Raw genomic sequence first — 18,993 nt, 5'->3', positions numbered from 1 at the left:
GTATTCAACAACCGATTACTTATTACCTTTACAGGTAATGTTAGTAACCTTAGTCAATATGTCGAGTCGTACTGACTGGTTAGTCTAGAGTACGTTTAACTTCAACAATTTCGAATACTTCGATCTGGTCACCAACGCGAACGTCGTTGTAGTTCTTAACGCCGATACCACACTCGTAACCATTTTTAACTTCTTGAACGTCATCTTTAAAGCGACGAAGTGACTCTAGTTCACCTTCGTAGATAACAACGTTTTCGCGAAGTACGCGGATTGGGCTGCTACGCTTAATCGTACCTTCAGTAACGATACAACCAGCGATTGCACCAAGTTTAGGCGACTTAAATACGTCACGAACTTGAGCAAGACCAATGATCTCTTGACGGAATTCAGGAGCAAGCATACCGCCCATCGCCTGTTTCACTTCGTCGATCAGTTGGTAAATGATTGAGTAGTAACGTAGATCTAGGTTTTCATTCTGAACAGTACCACGCGCAGTTGCGTCAGCACGAACGTTGAAACCAAGGATGATAGCGTTAGAAGCCGCTGCAAGAGTTGCATCAGTTTCCGTAATACCACCAACACCAGAACCTACGATGTTCACTTTAACTTCGTCAGTCGACAGTTTCAGTAGAGAGTCTGCAATCGCTTCTACAGAACCTTGAACGTCAGCTTTAAGTACAACGTTAAGTTCAGCAACTTCACCAGCCGTCATGTTCGCGAACATGTTCTCTAGTTTCGCTTTTTGTTGGCGAGCTAGTTTAACATCACGGAATTTACCTTGACGGTAGTTCGCAACTTCACGCGCTTTACGCTCATCACGTACAACCGTTGCTTCATCACCTGAAGCAGGAACGCCAGAAAGACCTAGAATTTCTACAGGGATAGATGGACCTGCAGTTTCGATGTCTTTACCGTTTTCATCGCGCATTGCACGAACACGGCCGTACTCTTGACCACAAAGAACGATATCGCCTTTGTTTAGAGTACCAGACTGTACTAGTACTGTTGCAACTGGACCACGACCTTTATCAAGACGAGATTCAACAACAACACCAGATGCCATACCTTCTTTAACCGCTGTAAGTTCAAGAACTTCAGACTGAAGAAGGATAGCTTCTAGAAGACCATCGATGTTTGTACCCTGTTTTGCAGAGATGTGAACGAAGATGTTCTCACCGCCCCATTCTTCAGGGATAACGTCGTATTGAGCTAGCTCATTCTTAACGTTGTCTGGGTTTGCACCCTCTTTGTCGATCTTGTTCACAGCAACAATCAGAGGAACGCCTGCCGCTTTCGCGTGCTGGATTGCTTCGATTGTTTGTGGCATTACGCCATCATCAGCTGCAACAACAAGTACAACGATATCTGTCGCTTGAGCACCACGAGCACGCATAGCGGTAAACGCCGCGTGTCCAGGAGTATCAAGGAACGTGATCATGCCGTTGTCAGTATCTACGTGGTAAGCACCAATGTGCTGTGTGATACCGCCAGCTTCGCCAGAAGCAACGTGTGCTTTACGAATGTAATCAAGTGTAGAAGTTTTACCGTGGTCAACGTGACCCATGATAGTAACAACAGGAGCACGACCTTCTGCGATAGCATCGTTATCACGGTCAGCTAGCACTGCTTCTTCTAATTCGTTTTCTTTACGTAGGATAACCTTGTGGCCCATTTCTTCAGCAACAAGTTGTGCTGTTTCTTGGTCGATCACTTGGTTGATAGTCGCCATAGCGCCCATCTTCATCATTACTTTGATAACTTCAGTTGCTTTAACTGACATTTTGCTAGCCAGTTCAGAAACAACGATAGTTTCGCCGATAGCAACATCAGATTTAGCAACAGTTGCTGACTTATCGAAGCCTTGCTGCATTGAAGTTGGTTTAGCAAGCTTACCTTTACCGCCACGACCACGTTGGTTACGACCACCACGGTTGTTGCCAGGCTGAGCTGCAGGAGCAGGTTTCTTCTTGCGACGACGAGGTGCTTTTTCGTCTTTTTTATCAGCCGCATCTTCTGCTTCACGAGCATAAGTAGAAGTAGTCACATGGTAATCCGCAGATTTCTCTTGCTCTTTCTTCTTCTTCTCTTCTTCAGACCAACGTTCTTGGTTCTCTTCTGCTAACTTACGAGCTTCTTCAACAAGCTTAGCTGCTTCAGCTTCGGCTTTACGAGTTGCTTCTTGCTCTTGACGAGTTTTAAGTTCATCCGCTTCTTTTTTCGCTTGTGCGTTAGCGTCTGCATTTTTTGAATTCATGTCTTTTTTAGCCTTTTCAGCTTGTGCGCGTTGAGCCTTCTCTTCAGAATCACGTTTTGCATCCGCTTCACGTGTTACTTTTTCTTCGGCTTCGCGCTGTGCTTTCTCTGCAGCATCACGTTTCGCTTGCTCTTCAGCATCGCGTTGTGCTTTCTCTTCCGCTTCACGATTAGCTACTTCCTCAGCTTCACGTTTCGCTTCATCTTCAATAGTGCTGCGCTTCACGTAAGTACGTTTTTTACGTACCTCTACTTGAACATCCTTACTCTTACCGCCTCCAGCGGCAACACTTAGCGTGCTGCGGGTCTTGCGTTGAAGAGTTAAACGAGTCGGTTCTGTTTCGCCTGAAGTATCGCCATGCTCCTTTTTAAGGTGCGTTAGCAATGTTTGCTTCTCTGAATCAGTCACTTGATCCGACCCTGCTTTCTTCATGCCTGCATCAGCAAGTTGTTCAATTAAGCGGTCAACTGGCGTACCAATCTCTTCACTCAGTGCTTTAACTGTTAATTGTGTCATACCGCTTTCTCTCCTTGCTGAATTATTCTTCGTCGCCGAACCAACAGATGTTACGCGCAGCCATAATCAGCTCGCCTGCTCGCTCTGCAGTTAGGTCTTCGATGCCTTCTAGTTCATCAACGCCTTGGTCAGCTAGGTCTTCCAATGTCGCAACGCCTTTTGCTGCTAGCTTGTAAGCCATTTCACGCTCAAGACCTTCAAGTGCAAGTAAGTCTTCAGCAGGCTCAACACCGTCGAAAGTCTCTTCTTTCGCTAGCGCTAGAGTAGTCAGTGCGTCTTTTGCGCGGTTACGCAGTTCTTCAACGATACCTTCGTCTAAACCGTCTACTTCAAGAAGTTCGTTCACAGGAACGTATGCAACTTCTTCAAGTGTAGAGAAGCCTTCTTCAACAAGCATTTGAGCAAAGTCTTCTTCAATGTCTAGATGCTTCATGAAGTTTTCAATAGAAGCAACAGCTTCTTCTTGGTGCTTCTTCTCTAGATCAGCAACAGTCATTACATTCAGTTCCCAACCAGTTAGTTGAGAAGCTAGACGTACGTTTTGACCGCTACGGCCAATCGCTTGTGCCAGGTTATCGGCTTCAACAGCGATATCCATAGAGTGTGCATCTTCATCAACGATGATTGAAGCAACATCAGCAGGCGCCATTGCGTTAATAACGAACTGAGCTGGGTTATCGTCCCAAAGAACGATATCGATACGCTCACCGCCAAGATCATTAGAAACAGCTTGTACACGTGCACCACGCATACCAACACACGCACCAACAGGGTCAATACGTTTGTCGTTTGTTTTCACAGCGATTTTAGCACGAGAACCAGCGTCACGTGCAGCACCTTTAAGTTCAATTAGCTCTTCACCAATCTCAGGCACTTCAACGCGGAATAGTTCAGCTAGCATTTCTGGCTTAGAACGAGTAACAAAAAGCTGGAAACCGCGAGCTTCTGGTTTAACTGCGTAAAGAAGACCACGAACACGGTCACCTGGACGGAAGTTTTCACGAGGAAGTTGGTCATCACGAAGGATTACCGCTTCAGCATTACTACCTAGGTCTAGAATAACTGTATCACGGTTAACTTTCTTAACTGCGCCAGTTACAAGCTCGCCTTCGTTGTCAATAAACTGTTCAACGATCTGAGCGCGCTCAGCTTCACGTACTTTCTGTACGATAACTTGCTTAGCCGTTTGAGTCGTAATACGGTCAAACGTTACTGATTCGATATCATCTTCAATGAAACCGCCAAGTTCGATCTCTGGGTCATCGTACTTTGCAGCTTCAATAGAGATTTCTTTTGTTGGGAATTCAACTTCCTCAACAGCTTCCCAACGGCGGAAAGTTTCGAAATTACCCGTTTTACGGTCAATTTCTACACGAACTTCAATTTCTAATTCGCTTTTCTTTTTTGTTGCCGTTGCAAGCGCGATTTCAAGCGCTTCAAAAATACGCTCACGAGGAACTGCTTTCTCATTTGAAACAGCTTCTACTACCGCCAAAATTTCTTTGTTCATTAATCTAGCCTCTTAAGCTCTTCTCTCTAGGAGAACTAAAATTTAGGGATCAGGTTAGCTTTCGCAATATTGCTCAGGACGAATTCTTCTTCTTGTCCTTCAACCAATACTTTCACTGTCTCGCCTTCGATAGATTGGATATCACCTTTCCATTTACGACGGTTGCCGACAGCCATTTTCAAAACGATGCTTACCTCGTGACCAATAAATTGTTGGTAATGCTCTGCTTTGAACAGTGGTCTCTCTAAACCTGGTGAAGACACTTCAAGGTTATAAGCCACTGAAATTGGATCTTCAACGTCCATTACGGCACTTACTTGGTGACTAACCTCAGAGCAATCATCTACATTGATACCATTTGGTGAATCGATGTAAATACGTAGCGTTGAGTGCTCACCAGCACGAATAAATTCTAATCCAACTAACTCATAACCTGATGCTGCTACTGGAGCGTCAAGCATTTCAGTAAGTTGTCTTTCTAAACCAGTCATTTAACCACTCCAGAAACAAAAAAAGGGCTCAAAGCCCAATTTAAATTCCAAGCAAACATTATCATCTAAAGGCATTTACAAATGCTTAGATAACAAAAAACCCCGTATAAGCCGGGGTTTTTGTTGCTGGACCCTTATATGTTAAGTGTCATCATATTCGATATCACACTTAACTCACAGTGAGGTTCACACTGTGCAAACTTGCTACCAATACAAGCTATATAATAGCATTGAAATTGGTTGCGGGAGCCGGATTTGAACCGACGACCTTCGGGTTATGAGCCCGACGAGCTACCAAACTGCTCCATCCCGCGTCCGACTTGTGAGCATTATACGCCCAACAAGATGTTTTACAAGTTTGTAAACATGGTGCCGAGAGAGGGACTCGAACCCTCACACCCTAAGGCACTAGCACCTCATGCTAGCGTGTCTACCAATTTCACCATCTCGGCATCAAATCTTTGCAGCTTATTGTGGAATCTCGTCGCCTTGCGTCGGAACTTCACTCACTGCATCTTCAGCTTGCTGAATTACCTGACCTTGAGTCGGGTCAATCCATTGTGACTCAGTTTTATGTGTAGACATATTACCAAGCACTAAGCTAAGGATAAAAAATGTAGTTGCAAAAACTGCAGTCATTCGGGTAAGGAAATTTCCTGAGCCACCAGCACCAAACACAGTGTTTGAAGCGCCAGCACCGAATGAGGCTCCCATATCTGCGCCTTTACCTTGTTGAATCAACACTAGGCCAATTACACCAAGCGCTGCCAACAGGTAAATCACAAGTAGAACTGTAAACATTTTTCCACCTATGTTCCTAATTGTTGAGCCAGCGCCGTTCAAAAAACTATTTTTAAGAACAAGGCTAGCGACCTCCTAACTGAAGGCCGAGCAATACTAGCGAATGCGACGATGGCTGACAAGGGGAATTTGCTAAAAAATAAGCCTTTACCAAGCGAATGGTTAAAAAAAGGTCAAAAGCGACACAAAACTCATTTACGTCTCTTTTGACCGTTATATCTCTTGATCGTTATCTAACTCAATCACTTCTAATCACAGGCCCTATTCGTACGCCTGTTAAGTAATAGGTTAAATTAGCAGTTTGCTTTTACTGCATCTGCGATCTTAAGCGCTGACGCTTGAACAAGCTCAGCATCTTCGCCTTCGACCATGACACGCAGCAATGGCTCAGTGCCAGACTTACGTAATAGCACACGACCTTTCTCGCCAAGTTCAGCTTCTACTTCTACAACCGCCGCTTTCACCGCTTCTGCTTCTAATGGGTTTGAATCACCACTGAAACGAACGTTTTCTAGAACTTGAGGATATAACGTCATACCTTGAGAAAGTTCATTAAGAGTCATTTCGCTATCGACTACTGAAGCTAGAACCTGAAGTGCGGCAACAATTGCATCACCAGTCGTAACTTTATCTAATAGGATAACGTGACCCGAATTTTCAGCACCGATTTTCCAGCCTTTAGCAAGAAGTTGCTCCATAACGTAACGGTCACCAACAGCAGCACGTACAAATGGAATACCTAATTGCTTAAGGCCATTTTCCATACCAAGGTTCGTCATTAGCGTACCAACAACACCGCCTTTCAACTCACCACGACGCAATGCATCACGAGCTATGATGTAAGCGATTTGGTCACCATCAACCTTATTACCTAGCTCATCAACCATGATGATACGGTCACCGTCACCATCAAAACCTAGGCCTAACGCCGCTTTTTCTTCAAGTACTTTAGCTTGCAGAGCTCGCACATCCGTCGCACCCACTTCGTGGTTGATGTTAGTACCATTTGGCTCAACACCCATTGCAATCACTTCAGCACCCAACTCTTTAAACACAGCTGGCGCAATGTGGTAAGTCGCACCATGTGCGCAATCCACCACAATTTTCATTCCTGCTAACGTCATTTTGTGTGGAAATGTGCTTTTACAAAATTCAATATAACGGCCTGCTGCATCATTTAAGCGTACAGCTTTACCCAATACAGAAGATTCCACGCACTCGATATCTTTATCTAGTTCAGCTTCGATAGCCAACTCAATATCATCCGACAATTTAGTACCTTCAGAAGAGAAGAACTTAATGCCATTGTCATAATATGGATTATGCGATGCAGAGATAACAATCCCCGCTTCAGCACGGAAAGTTTGAGTTAGGTAAGCAACTGCAGGTGTTGGCATTGGGCCTGTAAACGTAGCCTGAAGACCAGCAGCAGCAAGGCCAGCTTCTAACGCAGACTCAAGCATGTAGCCAGAGATACGAGTATCTTTACCTATAATCACTTTCTTTGTGCCCTGCTTTGCAAGAACACGACCTGCAGCCCAGCCAAGCTTCAGAACAAAATCAGGTGTAATCGGGTACTGGCCAACTTTGCCACGTACACCATCTGTGCCGAAGTAACGTCTTTTATCAGACATATTGATTTTCCTTAATTATTATTAGTGATTGTTATTCATCACTTCGATTATCTTCATCGCTTCCAATGTATCTTCAACATCGTGAACGCGAATAATTTGTGCACCTTTCATTGCTGCGATAGTAGCGCAAGTTACACTGGCTACCATGCAATCTGCCGGAGCCTTATTCAGTAGCTTAAAGATCATCGATTTTCTCGACATCCCCGCCAAGATAGGCAACCCAAGCGTATGAAATTTTTCAAGGTGCGCTAATAGGTGGTAATTGTGTTCAATGGTTTTACCAAAACCAAAACCAGGGTCCAGAATCAGCTGATCTTTTGAGATACCTACAGCCTCACAAGCTTCCACTCTTTCTTGCAGGAATGCTTCAACATCCGTTAGAACATCATCGTAAGTTGGGCTAGCTTGCATGGTTCTTGGTTGACCTTTCATGTGCATCAAACAAACAGGAACATTAGCCTCAGCGGCTGCTTGTAGGGCACCTGGCTCTTGTAAAGCGCGTACATCATTGATCAAATCAGCACCTGCTTCAACAGCTTGGCGCATCACTTCTGCTTTACTGGTATCAATAGAGATCCAAACATCAAACTTGGCACGAATCGCTTTAATTGCAGGAATAACTCGAGCTAACTCTTCTTCTAAAGAAACCTCAGGAGCGCCAGGACGAGTCGATTCACCACCAATATCAATAATGCTAACGCCGACTTGAATCATTCGTTCAGCTTGCAGCAATGCATTGCCTAATGAGTTGAATTTTCCGCCATCAGAGAAAGAATCAGGCGTGACATTGAGGATACCCATTACATGTGGGCGGTCTAAAACGAGCGTTTTATTATTTGCTTTTAATATCATGAAAGGCAGGTCTTAAAGAGTAAAAAACACCTTGGGCTATAAACAGAAAAACCCTGAGCGTACTCAGGGTTTTAATTTATAGCTTAGCGATTAAGAATCTTTGTTTTGAGCATCATCTGATTCAGATTTAACTTCTTCAACTTTCGACTCTTCAGCTTCTGGTTCGGCTTTAGCTTGTTCTTCAGATTTAACTTCAGCTTCAGGCTTGGCTTCTTCCTTTGCAGGTTCTGCTTTTGCTTGATCACCCCAACCAGCAGGCTCGCGAATCTCGTCTTTACGTTCCATCAAGTCATCAATCTGACCAGCATCAATCGTTTCAAACTTCATCAGCGCATCTTTCATCGAGTGCATGAGATCCATGTTCTCTTCAAGAATCTGCTTCGCACGAGCATAGTTACGGTCGATAAGAATACGAATTTCTTCATCGATAAGTCGAGTTGTATCATCAGAAACATGTTTCGCTTGGCTCATGCCACGACCTAGGAAAACTTCGCCTTCTTCTTCAGCATATAGAAGAGGACCTAGTTTTTCAGAGAAGCCCCACTGCGTTACCATCTTGCGAGCAATATCAGTTGCACGTTCGATATCGTTAGACGCACCAGTCGAAACTTTGTCTTTGCCGTAGATAAGCTCTTCAGCAAGACGACCACCATACAAGCTAGAAATCATTGACTCTAGATGTTGGCGAGACATGCTTACGCGATCTTGCTCTGGTAGATACATAGTAACACCAAGTGCACGACCACGTGGGATGATTGATACTTTGTACACTGGATCGTGTTCAGGTACCAAACGACCAACAATTGCGTGGCCTGCTTCGTGATAAGCCGTTGACTCTTTCACTTCTTCAGACATCACCATTGAACGGCGCTCTGCACCCATCATGATCTTATCTTTCGCAAGTTCAAACTCAACCATCGATACATTGCGCTTGTTACCACGAGCTGCAAATAGTGCTGCTTCGTTCACAAGGTTCGCAAGATCTGCACCAGAGAAACCTGGAGTACCACGAGCAATCAGAGATGGTTCAACATCACCTGATAGTGGCACTTTACGCATGTGTACTTTAAGAATCTGTTCACGACCACGTACATCAGGTAGACCTACCACAACTTGACGGTCAAAACGACCAGGACGAAGTAATGCAGGGTCTAGTACGTCTGGACGGTTAGTAGCAGCGATAACAATAATACCTTCGTTACCTTCGAAACCATCCATCTCAACCAGCATTTGGTTAAGTGTTTGTTCACGTTCATCGTGACCACCACCAACACCAGCGCCACGTTGACGACCTACAGCATCGATTTCATCGATAAAGATGATACAAGGTGCTGCTTTCTTCGCTTGCTCGAACATGTCACGCACACGAGATGCACCAACACCAACAAACATTTCAACGAAATCAGAACCTGAGATAGTAAAGAACGGTACTTTCGCTTCACCAGCAATTGCTTTTGCAAGCAATGTCTTACCAGTACCAGGAGGACCGACCAACAGGATACCTGTCGGGATCTTACCACCCAGCTTTTGGAAACGGCTTGGGTCACGAAGGTAATCTACAAGCTCTTTCACGTCTTCTTTTGCTTCGTCACAACCAGCAACATCAGCAAACATCGTTTTGATTTGTTCTTCACTCATCATTCGAGCTTTGCTCTTACCAAAAGACATCGCGCCTTTACCGCCGCCGCCGCCTTGCATTTGACGCATGAAGAAAATCCACACACCAATCAGTAAGATCATTGGGAACCATGAGATGAAGATAGTGCCAAGCAGGCTCTGCTCTTCAGGTGGTGTACCCTGAACTTTTACGTTTTGATTAATTAAGTCATCAAGTAGCTTTTGATCATAAACAGGCATGTAAGTTACATACTTAGAACCACCACCACGACGTGTGAAAGTGATTTCGCTGTTATTGAACTGTGCGTCTTGAATCTGGCCTTGGCCAACTTCCTGTACAAACGTGGTGTAATCTAGTGCTCTGCCGTTACTTTCCCCAGGGCCGAAGCTCTGGAATACCGACATCAACACTACCGCGATAACAAGCCACAGAATTAAATTTTTTGCCATGTCACTCAAGGTGTAAGCCTCTCGATAACTAATTGTAATTAAAGGTAGGGTACTACAGTTTGTAACCTGTAGCCATGTTGTTAACTCTCACTCTTGGAAGAGAATCGTTAACCTTTGTAACCAGTTGCTACGATAAACACTTCACGAGAGCGAGCTCGAGAAGAGTCGGGTTTTCTAACTTTGACTGTTTTAAACATCTCACGGACGTCCTTAACATATTGGTCAAACCCTTCGCCTTGGAATACTTTTACAACAAAACTACCATTGGTAGCTAGAACTTGTCGACACATATCCAAAGCTAATTCAACTAAATACATAGCTCTTGGCTGATCCACAGAATTGTTGCCTGCTATATTAGGTGCCATATCAGACATCACCACATCAACCATGTTTGGTTGTATACGTTCCAACAAGGCATCTAGCACAGCTTCTTCTCGGAAATCGCCTTGTAAAAAGCTCACTCCAGCAATCGGATCCATAGGTAACAAGTCACAAGCAATGATTTGACCGTTGTCTCCGATAATCTTAGCAGCATATTGAGACCAACCGCCAGGCGCTGCACCCAAATCCACAATGGTCATCCCTGGAGTCAGCAATTTGTCTTTCGTTTGAATCTCTTCCATTTTGAAATAAGCACGCGAACGATAGCCCTTTTTTCTTGCTTCGTTTGCATACTTGTCGTCGAAGTGTTCCTTCAACCAACGGCCTGAACTGGCCGAGTGTTTCTGTTTACTCATTGGATACCTAAATTGGAGGAAAGTACTAATTGCTGAATAAATTATAGTCTTCAGCTTTAGATGGCGTTAAAATAGGTTTTTTCAACCCTAATACTAAATAAAATTGGCCGCGTAATGAACCTAAGTACCAAACAAAAGCAGCATCTAAAGGGCCTAGCTCACAGTTTAAAACCTGTAGTGCTAATGGGCGCAAATGGACTTACTGAAGCTGTTCTAGCGGAAATCGAATTAGCTCTAGACCACCACGAACTGATCAAGATTAAAGTTGCATCAGAAGACCGTGAGACTAAGCAACTGATTATCGATGCAATTGTACGCGAATCTAAAGCTGAAAAAGTACAGACTATCGGTAAAGTTCTAGTACTGTTCCGTCAGTCGGAAGCACGTAAAATCGAGATTCCACGTAAATAAGCTAGTTTGACATCAAGCTAGCTCCACAATAAGAAAGCAACTGTGCTTATCTTTTAGTGTAGCGTGAGAAACGAAAAAGGTCGCATTAGCGACCTTTTTACTTATCAGAAACAAAGAAAATTCAATTAGATATATTCTACTTTGTCGATTTCGAAGTCCTTGTCACCACCAGGGGTAGAGATCAGTACTTCGTCGCCTTCCATCTTACCGATAAGACCACGTGCAATTGGTGATTTCACCGAAATGCGGCCTGTTTTGATTTCAGCTTCATCTTCAGAAACGATTTGGTAGCGGAACTCTTCATCCGTATCTACGTCGATCAGAGTTACTGTCGTACCAAAGATAATCTTACCCGTATTGTCCATCTGCGTCACATCGATGATCTGAGCTAACGATAGCTTGTATTCGATATCTCGAATTTGAGCTTCACAGATACCCTGCTCTTCACGAGCGGCGTGGTACTCTGCATTCTCTTTCAAGTCACCTAGTTCACGTGCTTCACCAATAGCTGCTGAAATAATAGGACGTAGCTTAAGTAGGCGATCTAATTCGTCACGTAGCTGCTGAGCGCCACGTACTGTCATTGGAACCTTTTCCATTTTTTACCTCTATGCCAAAGCTTTCTTTGGCCAACATAAATCCACCCAACATACTTATTGGGTGATAGAAACAAAACGATTTGGCTTAGTGTAAACAAACTTTATGGCTAAATCACCTTTATTCCACTTTGCGTTATAAAAGCTTTATCTAGGTCTAAATTACAGACATCACAAAAATGAATAATAACCTCACCATCAATAAGTTGGCGATGAAATATCTAAAAAAAACAAAAATAAACCAAATAAACACAGATCACACTTTTATAAAAACCACATAAAATCAACAATTTAGATATCGACAAACTCAATAAAACAGTGTGCATAATTTTTATTGATATCATTTTACTACCTGATGGTGGAACTTTAGGGTTAAAAAGTACCCCACGGATTGCTCTGGCAAGTTTCACGCTTTTGTTCTAAGCATGATTATGAAGCTTGATTAATACGAGCAATACACAAAAAGGATTCAAATCCTTGATAAATACCTTTATGGACAGTAATTAGGAATTAATAACATGAACAAGACTATGATCGCGCTTGCTGTATCTGCTGCAGCTCTTGCTACTGGCGCTAACGCTTCAGAGCTATACAACCAAGACGGCACTTCTCTAGACATGGGCGGCCGTGCTGAAGCTCGCCTATCTATGAAAGATGGCAACGTACAAGATAACTCTCGTATCCGTCTTAACTTCCTAGGTCAAGTTGAAATCCAAGACGGCCTTTACGGCGTTGGTTTCTACGAAGGTGAATTCACTACAGCTGAAAACGGCGAAGGTACAGACAAAAACAGCGATAGCCTAACTAACCGTTACGCTTACGCTGGACTTGGCGGTACATTCGGTGAAGTAACTTACGGTAAAAACGACGGCGCTCTTGGCGTAATCACTGACTTTACCGATATCATGGCTTACCACGGTAACTCTGCGGCAATGAAAATCAATGCTGCTGACCGTGCTGACAACATGCTTTCTTACAAAGGTCAATTCCAAGACCTAAGCGTTAAAGCAAGCTACCGTTTTGCTGACCGTACAGAACTAAAAGCTGACGGTACTCCAGCTGGCGAAGGCGATGCTGTTGCTTCTTACAGCGACAACAGCGCTGATGGTTACTCTCTATCAGGTATCTACGCAATCGGTGAAACTGGCGTTAAGCTAGGTGCTGGTTACGCTAGCCAATACTCTGGTGACGAAGCTCAAGACGAATACATGCTTTCTGGTTCTTACACTATGGGCGACCTATACTTCGCTGGTGTATTCACAGATGGTCAAGTTGCTAAAAACGATGGCGACTACACAGGTTACGAACTAGCAGGTGCTTACACTCTAGGTCAAACTGTATTCACAACTACGTACAACAACGCGGAAACTAACAACGAAACGTCTGCAGACAACATCGCAATCGACGCAACGTACTACTTCAAGCCTAACTTCCGCGGCTACGTATCGTACAACTTCAACCTAATCTCTAAAGGTGACCAATTCGGTACAGCTGGCGGAAACCTTCCAGCAACTTCAGCTCAAGCTGAGGATGAGCTAGCTCTAGGTATGCGTTACGACTTCTAATTCTGATTATCTAATTGTTTAATTAGTTAATTGAGAATCAAAACGCCCGCTATCTAGCGGGCGTTTTTTATATCTGTATACTGAAAACATCAGCCATCCAAGAAAATCTTCTATGCGCCTTCTATCCACTCTACTTCTATGTGGCTTATCACTTGGTAGTTACTCACTTACCGCTTTCGCCTACGCCCCTTTAAATAAACTGCCCGATGGCAGTAGCACAAGTTTAATCTTGCAGTCACTGAGTGGCGATTCAAATAAAATGAACACCGACACTGATGGCTTTTATCCACCAGCTAGCACTTTAAAACTGGTTACGGCTTTGGCAGCTAAATTGGAGCTAGGGGATGACTTTCACTACACAACCAGCATAGCTCGTTCTAATAAAGATGTTGTGATCTCATTCAGCGGTGACCCTACGCTACAACGAGAACACCTAAAAAGCCTTTTAGCTCAATATGCTAAGTCGCAATCTAGAACCATCAAAGGCAACTTATACCTTGATAACTCGGCTTATACCGGCTATCAACGAGCGGTTGGTTGGCCTTGGGACATTCTAGGCGTTTGTTACAGCGCGCCTTCTAGCGCCATGACGTTAGACAATAACTGCGCACAAGCTTCTATTTATACAAAAGATAATGGTTCGACACGGGTATATATCCCAGCTCATTATCCAATAGACGTGACAACCACCGCTGCCACTGTAACTCGCACAGGTCAGAAGGCGACACAATGCGACCTAGAGCTAATTACTACCCCAGATAACACTTACAAGCTCTCTGGCTGCTTAATTGAGCGTAAGAAACCACTGCCGCTCAAGTTCGCGATTCAAAATCCAGAGCTTTATACCTACCAAGTCGTAACATCGCTTCTTAAAGAGCTTAAAATCGAAGTTAAAGGCGATGTAATTGTTGGTAAAAAAGCTAAAGCAGACAAAACTACGTTAGTTGCGAGCCACCATTCTGAAAAGCTTCCTGAACTGCTCGATACCATGCTGAAGAAATCAGACAATCTAATAGCAGACAACCTAACCAAAACACTGGGTGCAACGTTTTATGTTCAACCGGGTAGTTTCAATAATGGCACCGAAGCGATAAAGCAAATATTATTGACCAAGGCCAACATTGACCTAAACAAAGCACAGTTGGTAGATGGCTCTGGATTATCGAGAAATAATCGCATGACCTCGCAAACCATGGCTCAAGTTCTGCGTTACATCTGGAATAACGATCAACAACTCAATTTAATTGATGCTATGCCGACCTCTGGAATGAGTGGAACCCTTAAATACCGACAAAGCATGAGAAAAACACCTATCCAAGGCAATATAATTGCGAAGAGTGGTTCTTTGTACGGTAGCTACAACATGGCGGGGTTTGGTTTAGATAAGTCAGGTAGTCCAAATTCGATCTTCGTGCAGTTTGTTCGCGATTATTTTCCTGAAAAACCAAACCCAGATAAACCAGTAGAAGCACCAATCACCCAATTTGAACGTGCTTTCTACACAGATGTCGTCAACTTCAGTCAAACACAGAGCAAATCCAAATAGCGATTAACTTGTTAGAAACTGTCAATTAAACAATAAAAATGGCGCTGAAGATCTTAAATCTTCAGCGCCATTTTTATTTCTAAGATGTATTTTAGATATTTTTATAAGCGTTAAGCGATACCTAAGAACGAGTTCACAACCGTGAAGTAGATCCACATCCCTGAAATATCGACTATCGAAGCTAATACGGGGCTCACCAATACCGCTGGATCAAGCTTGAATAGCCTTGCAACAATCGGTAACCCAGCGCCTAACACGGTGGATATCGTCACTTGAATAAACAGCGCAACAGCAATCGCGTAAGCAATCATATTAATGTCGTAGCCACCCGTTGATTGGTTGTCACTAAACAGTAAGATGCGACCAATCATCACCACAGCAATCGCAAGAGCTAAGCAGATAGCGACTCTAAATTCTTTCCATAGAACCTTGGCCCATTGACGCTTCTTCAATTCACCGGTGGCTAAAGCTCTAATCACCAGAGTCGCAGCTTGTGTTCCCGTGTTACCACCCGCAGCAGCGATTACCGGCATGTAGATCGCCAAAAGTACCAACTGACTGAGAATGTCTTCATATTGAGCAATGATAAGCCCAGAGACAATCCCCAATAGTGCTAGCGCAATAATCCAACCGATACGCTGCCTAACGTGACTAAGCACTCCAGTAGAAAGGTAGCCCTGCTGCGGTTCTACCTCTGAGTAGATCAGCCCTAGTTGGTGAGCTAGATGTCGAGAGCGCTTCTCAAAGCCCTGCTCTTCTAGCTCACTAAGTAAAGTCTGAATCGTACTAAGAGAGCATTGCCCCAGTACTAGCACCGCATCTTCAAGTGGCATTCGGTTCAAAAGGCTAATTTGTTGCTCACGTCCGTACTGCTGAAATGCGTTAGATACAGCTTGGATGTCTTGCTCTGTGTACAAAGCTTCGATAGATAAAAAAGTGTTGTTCATTACCGTCATGGCGAATCTCCCGATTGGCAAAGGTAACGACCATCAAAACAAATAGCATAGGTTTATAGATCTATAGATTTACAGATCTACAGATATATAGGTATATGCGCACCAAGAGCTGAAAGTGGCTGGTGTGTTTACTTGTTAGAATCTAGTGTGTGGAAAAGAATGAGGGGGAAAAACAAAGATACCCTACCTGAACGGCAGGACAATAGATCAATACCGAGACAGGTTATTCTTCTCCATTCAAACTAGGAGGATGGTCGGTATTGTTCATAAAAATCTCCAGAATTACTGTCAATTTGACAGCGCGCATAGTGTAGCAATACGTGTTTAAAAACTTCGTCAAATTCCTGTCAATAAATAAGGGGCAATAAAAAAGGCATCCGTAGATGCCTTTCGGTGTAACTATCACAATTTAATATACAGATTGATATTATTTGATAGTGATTCGAGCAAACTTACGTTTACCAACTTGGTAAACCGCAGTACCTGCTTCAGGTACGAATTTGCTGTCTTCAATTTTTTCGCCTTCAAGCTTAGCCGCGCCTTGCTTAATCATACGCATCGCATCAGAAGTAGAGTTTACTAGACCCGCTTCTTTTAGAACGTTCGCAATTGGCAGGCCAGCTTCGAATTCAAATTCAGGCATTTCATCAGGAACTTGGTTCTTAGCAAAACGGTTAACGAACTCTTGCTCAGCGGCTTCGGCATCTGCTTCACTGTGGAAACGCGCAATGATCTCTTTCGCTAGCAGTACTTTAACGTCACGAGGGTTTTTGCCCGCGTCAACGCCAGCTTTCAGTTCCGCGACTTCTTCAAGAGGACGGAAAGACAGTAGCTCGTAGTAGCTCCACATTAGATCGTCAGAGATAGACATGATCTTACCAAACATTTCACTTGGTGCTTCACTAATACCGATGTAGTTGTTCGCAGACTTAGACATCTTCTTAACGCCGTCTAGACCAACAAGTAGTGGCATCATCAGTACCGCTTGTGGTTTTTGACCTGCTGCTTTTTGCAGTTCACGCCCCATTAGGAGATTAAACTTCTGGTCCGTACCGCCAAGCTCAACATCACTCTCTAGTGCAACAGAGTCGTGACCTTGAAGAAGTGGGTACATGAATTCGTGGATGGCGATCGGTTGACCACCAGCGTAACGCTTTTTGAAGTCATCACGCTCAAGCATACGAGCAACAGTTTGGTTAGAAGCAAGACGAATCATGCCTTCAGCACCAAGCTCAGATAGCCACTCAGAGTTGAAACGAATTTGCGTTTTCGCAGGGTCTAAAATCTTGAATACTTGCTCTTTGTAAGTTTCAGCATTCTTCAATACGTCTTCACGGCTTAGCGGTGGACGCGTTGAGTTCTTACCTGATGGATCACCAACCATTGCAGTGAAATCACCAATAAGGAATGTCACTTCATGACCAAGCTCTTGGAAAGCACGAAGCTTGTTAAAGATAACAGTATGGCCTAAGTGGATATCTGGAGCAGTTGGATCGGCACCCAGTTTAATGCGTAAAGGACGACCTTCTTTTAATTTAGCAATCAGTTCGTCTTCTGGAATCAGTTCTTCTACGCCACGTTTGATCTCGGCTAGTGCAGCTTCAATACTCGCCATTCTTGTTCACTCCCACAGATTTGGCAAAAATATAATAATTAGACATCTTACTTGAATAGCGATGTATTTTGAAACCAGTTACACTATTCCGTCGTCGATTTTCATAATATTTACTGAACGAACCGGAACATGTTGTCTATTTTTGCACGCCTTCCTATTTTGCACCGGGCTTTTATCGCATTTTTTAGTGCCGTAATTTTCGTCGCGATTTTCTTACTCCCCGATGTCAGCAGTTTGCGTGACGATACGGGCGCTTTAGTGGTGGGGAAACATTATCCACTGACTATCAATGCATCAGCACTTGTTAGCTCAAGTGACGCGCCACCGACGGCTGTACTCCATTGGGAGAAATACACTGTTCGTTCTGGTGAAAGTACCTCTGTTTTATTCGAGCGTATTGGCCTCTCATACCGCTTACTGATCACGCTACTTAATACCAATAATGACATTAAGAAGCAGCTGTCTAACCTTAGACCTGGCGACGTACTGCAATTTGGTTTTGATGAAAACAACGACCTTATTCAGTTAAAACGACAACTTAGTGCGTTTGAAAGCTTCAAGATCACGAAGTCTGGCGAGTCGTTTTCCTCAAGCTTCGACAAGAAAGATGTTGCTTACCAGTACAACTATGCCGAAGCCAACATCACGTCTAACTTCTGGAATGCCGGCGTGAACGCAGGACTGACCGCAAACCAAATTATGGAACTGGCGGGCATCTTTGGTTGGGATATCGACTTTGCATTGGATATCCGTAACAACGATAGCTTCAAAATCTTATATCAAGAGAAAGTGGTTGAAGGCGAAGTTGTTGGACGCGGTAAGATCATGGCGGCCGTGTTCAAAAACCAAGGTGATTCGTTTACCGCGGTATTGGATGATAAGAGTGGCAACTATTTCGATGAAAACGGTCGCGCAATGAAGAAAGCCTTCCTACGCTCACCGATTGATTTCCGCCGTGTGACATCGAACTTTAACCCTAACAGAAAACACCCAGTAACAGGCAAGGTTCGAGCTCACCGTGGTACTGACTACGCAGCGCCTGTTGGCACACCTATTTGGGCGGCGGGTGACGGTATCGTCCAAAAGTCGGGATACAACCAATTCAACGGTAACTACGTGTTCATTCGACACAGCAACACCTACATCACCAAGTACCTGCACATGAAGCGACGTATGGTGAAAACAGGTCAGCGTGTAAAACAAGGTCAAACCATCGGTACTTTAGGTGGCACTGGCCGTGTTACTGGCCCGCACTTACACTATGAATTCTTGGTTAATGGCGTACATAAAAATGCGCGTACCGTTAAATTGCCTCAATCTAAGTCGTTAACGGGTAAAGCAAAAGCAACCTTCATAGCCAACTCGGAAATTCGACTCAATAACCTTGAGCGATATGGCCAGTTACTAGCAACTAATTAGGCTGCTAGCGACCAATTAGGTTA

At 43.9% G+C, this 18,993-nt stretch carries 15 protein-coding genes and 2 tRNA genes; 4 read left to right on the top strand and 13 right to left on the bottom strand.

Annotated elements, in window-relative coordinates; genetic code table 11:
* Positions 1-79 precede the first annotated feature (79 nt).
* The 10 genes from infB to rlmE all read right to left on the bottom strand — a co-directional run bounded on the left by infB (position 80) and on the right by rlmE (position 10,862).
* Entirely contained in the window at positions 80-2,770 is a 2,691-nt protein-coding gene (gene infB, locus BCU75_RS22610; RefSeq protein WP_076678208.1) for a translation initiation factor IF-2, read from the bottom strand.
* A gap of 22 nt (positions 2,771-2,792) precedes the next feature.
* Positions 2,793-4,280, bottom strand: coding sequence for a transcription termination factor NusA (gene nusA, locus BCU75_RS22605; protein WP_102475159.1), 1,488 nt, complete (start codon positions 4,278-4,280; stop codon positions 2,793-2,795).
* Positions 4,281-4,315: 35 nt separating this feature from the next.
* Positions 4,316-4,771, bottom strand: a complete 456-nt coding sequence (rimP, locus tag BCU75_RS22600) for a ribosome maturation factor RimP (protein WP_004734501.1) — start codon at positions 4,769-4,771, stop codon at positions 4,316-4,318.
* A 237-nt stretch (positions 4,772-5,008) separates the two neighbouring features.
* Positions 5,009-5,085 (bottom strand) — tRNA-Met (locus tag BCU75_RS22595).
* A gap of 53 nt (positions 5,086-5,138) precedes the next feature.
* Positions 5,139-5,223 (bottom strand) — tRNA-Leu (locus BCU75_RS22590).
* A gap of 16 nt (positions 5,224-5,239) precedes the next feature.
* Entirely contained in the window at positions 5,240-5,572 is a 333-nt protein-coding gene (gene secG / locus BCU75_RS22585) for a preprotein translocase subunit SecG (protein WP_004734504.1), read from the bottom strand.
* 293 nt (positions 5,573-5,865) lie between these two features.
* Positions 5,866-7,206, bottom strand: coding sequence for a phosphoglucosamine mutase (glmM, locus tag BCU75_RS22575; RefSeq protein ID WP_102464777.1), 1,341 nt, complete (start codon positions 7,204-7,206; stop codon positions 5,866-5,868).
* A gap of 21 nt (positions 7,207-7,227) precedes the next feature.
* A complete protein-coding gene (gene folP / locus BCU75_RS22570) occupies positions 7,228-8,058 on the bottom strand; it encodes a dihydropteroate synthase (RefSeq protein ID WP_076678211.1) in 831 nt (276 codons plus the stop codon).
* Positions 8,059-8,148: 90 nt separating this feature from the next.
* Complete coding sequence (ftsH, locus tag BCU75_RS22565) at positions 8,149-10,125, bottom strand: ATP-dependent zinc metalloprotease FtsH (RefSeq protein WP_102475158.1); 1,977 nt, start codon at positions 10,123-10,125, stop codon at positions 8,149-8,151.
* Positions 10,126-10,232: 107 nt separating this feature from the next.
* Positions 10,233-10,862: a 23S rRNA (uridine(2552)-2'-O)-methyltransferase RlmE gene (rlmE, locus tag BCU75_RS22560; protein ID WP_009847548.1), complete on the bottom strand. Its 630-nt coding sequence runs from the start codon at positions 10,860-10,862 to the stop codon at positions 10,233-10,235.
* A gap of 114 nt (positions 10,863-10,976) precedes the next feature.
* On the opposite strand from rlmE, the gene yhbY reads away from it, so the two are divergent.
* Complete coding sequence (gene yhbY / locus BCU75_RS22555; protein ID WP_004734509.1) at positions 10,977-11,273, top strand: ribosome assembly RNA-binding protein YhbY; 297 nt, start codon at positions 10,977-10,979, stop codon at positions 11,271-11,273.
* A 125-nt stretch (positions 11,274-11,398) separates the two neighbouring features.
* On the opposite strand, the gene greA is transcribed toward yhbY, so the two are convergent.
* On the bottom strand, positions 11,399-11,872 hold the full coding sequence (gene greA / locus BCU75_RS22550) for a transcription elongation factor GreA (protein ID WP_065205118.1): 474 nt from the start codon (positions 11,870-11,872) through the stop codon (positions 11,399-11,401).
* A 515-nt stretch (positions 11,873-12,387) separates the two neighbouring features.
* Here greA and BCU75_RS22545 point away from each other — a divergent pair.
* Both BCU75_RS22545 and dacB read left to right on the top strand, forming a co-directional pair.
* A complete protein-coding gene (locus BCU75_RS22545) occupies positions 12,388-13,434 on the top strand; it encodes a porin (protein WP_076678213.1) in 1,047 nt (348 codons plus the stop codon).
* Between the two features lie 112 nt (positions 13,435-13,546).
* Positions 13,547-14,980, top strand: coding sequence for a serine-type D-Ala-D-Ala carboxypeptidase (dacB, locus tag BCU75_RS22540; RefSeq protein ID WP_102475157.1), 1,434 nt, complete (start codon positions 13,547-13,549; stop codon positions 14,978-14,980).
* Positions 14,981-15,090: 110 nt separating this feature from the next.
* Here the strand turns inward: dacB and BCU75_RS22535 are convergent, their stop codons facing one another.
* Positions 15,091-15,936 carry a magnesium transporter gene (locus BCU75_RS22535; protein WP_102475156.1) on the bottom strand — a complete coding sequence of 282 codons (846 nt, stop codon included), beginning with the start codon at positions 15,934-15,936 and terminating at the stop codon, positions 15,091-15,093.
* 427 nt (positions 15,937-16,363) lie between these two features.
* Positions 16,364-17,551, bottom strand: coding sequence for a tyrosine--tRNA ligase (gene tyrS, locus BCU75_RS22530; RefSeq protein WP_102475155.1), 1,188 nt, complete (start codon positions 17,549-17,551; stop codon positions 16,364-16,366).
* A 129-nt stretch (positions 17,552-17,680) separates the two neighbouring features.
* Here tyrS and BCU75_RS22525 point away from each other — a divergent pair, with 129 nt between their 5' ends.
* Entirely contained in the window at positions 17,681-18,970 is a 1,290-nt protein-coding gene (locus tag BCU75_RS22525; RefSeq protein WP_102475154.1) for a peptidoglycan DD-metalloendopeptidase family protein, read from the top strand.
* Positions 18,971-18,993 lie beyond the last annotated feature (23 nt).

This window comes from Vibrio splendidus, from assembly GCF_002873455.1.
In the GTDB taxonomy this organism is placed as follows: domain Bacteria; phylum Pseudomonadota; class Gammaproteobacteria; order Enterobacterales; family Vibrionaceae; genus Vibrio; species Vibrio splendidus_J.
This window is presented reverse-complemented; position numbering and strand designations above follow the sequence as displayed.

Bases quoted from the DNA above. Each gene is read 5' to 3' on its own strand.
- folP (WP_076678211.1), bottom strand. From the start codon at position 8,058: ATGATATTAAAAGCAAATAATAAAACGCTCGTTTTAGACCGCCCACAT.
- infB (WP_076678208.1), bottom strand. From the start codon at position 2,770: ATGACACAATTAACAGTTAAAGCACTGAGTGAAGAGATTGGTACGCCA.
- BCU75_RS22525 (WP_102475154.1), top strand. From the start codon at position 17,681: ATGTTGTCTATTTTTGCACGCCTTCCTATTTTGCACCGGGCTTTTATC.
- BCU75_RS22535 (WP_102475156.1), bottom strand. From the start codon at position 15,936: ATGACGGTAATGAACAACACTTTTTTATCTATCGAAGCTTTGTACACA.
- tyrS (WP_102475155.1), bottom strand. From the start codon at position 17,551: ATGGCGAGTATTGAAGCTGCACTAGCCGAGATCAAACGTGGCGTAGAA.
- glmM (WP_102464777.1), bottom strand. From the start codon at position 7,206: ATGTCTGATAAAAGACGTTACTTCGGCACAGATGGTGTACGTGGCAAA.
- rimP (WP_004734501.1), bottom strand. From the start codon at position 4,771: ATGACTGGTTTAGAAAGACAACTTACTGAAATGCTTGACGCTCCAGTA.
- BCU75_RS22545 (WP_076678213.1), top strand. From the start codon at position 12,388: ATGAACAAGACTATGATCGCGCTTGCTGTATCTGCTGCAGCTCTTGCT.
- greA (WP_065205118.1), bottom strand. From the start codon at position 11,872: ATGGAAAAGGTTCCAATGACAGTACGTGGCGCTCAGCAGCTACGTGAC.
- nusA (WP_102475159.1), bottom strand. From the start codon at position 4,280: ATGAACAAAGAAATTTTGGCGGTAGTAGAAGCTGTTTCAAATGAGAAA.
- yhbY (WP_004734509.1), top strand. From the start codon at position 10,977: ATGAACCTAAGTACCAAACAAAAGCAGCATCTAAAGGGCCTAGCTCAC.
- dacB (WP_102475157.1), top strand. From the start codon at position 13,547: ATGCGCCTTCTATCCACTCTACTTCTATGTGGCTTATCACTTGGTAGT.
- secG (WP_004734504.1), bottom strand. From the start codon at position 5,572: ATGTTTACAGTTCTACTTGTGATTTACCTGTTGGCAGCGCTTGGTGTA.
- ftsH (WP_102475158.1), bottom strand. From the start codon at position 10,125: ATGGCAAAAAATTTAATTCTGTGGCTTGTTATCGCGGTAGTGTTGATG.
- rlmE (WP_009847548.1), bottom strand. From the start codon at position 10,862: ATGAGTAAACAGAAACACTCGGCCAGTTCAGGCCGTTGGTTGAAGGAA.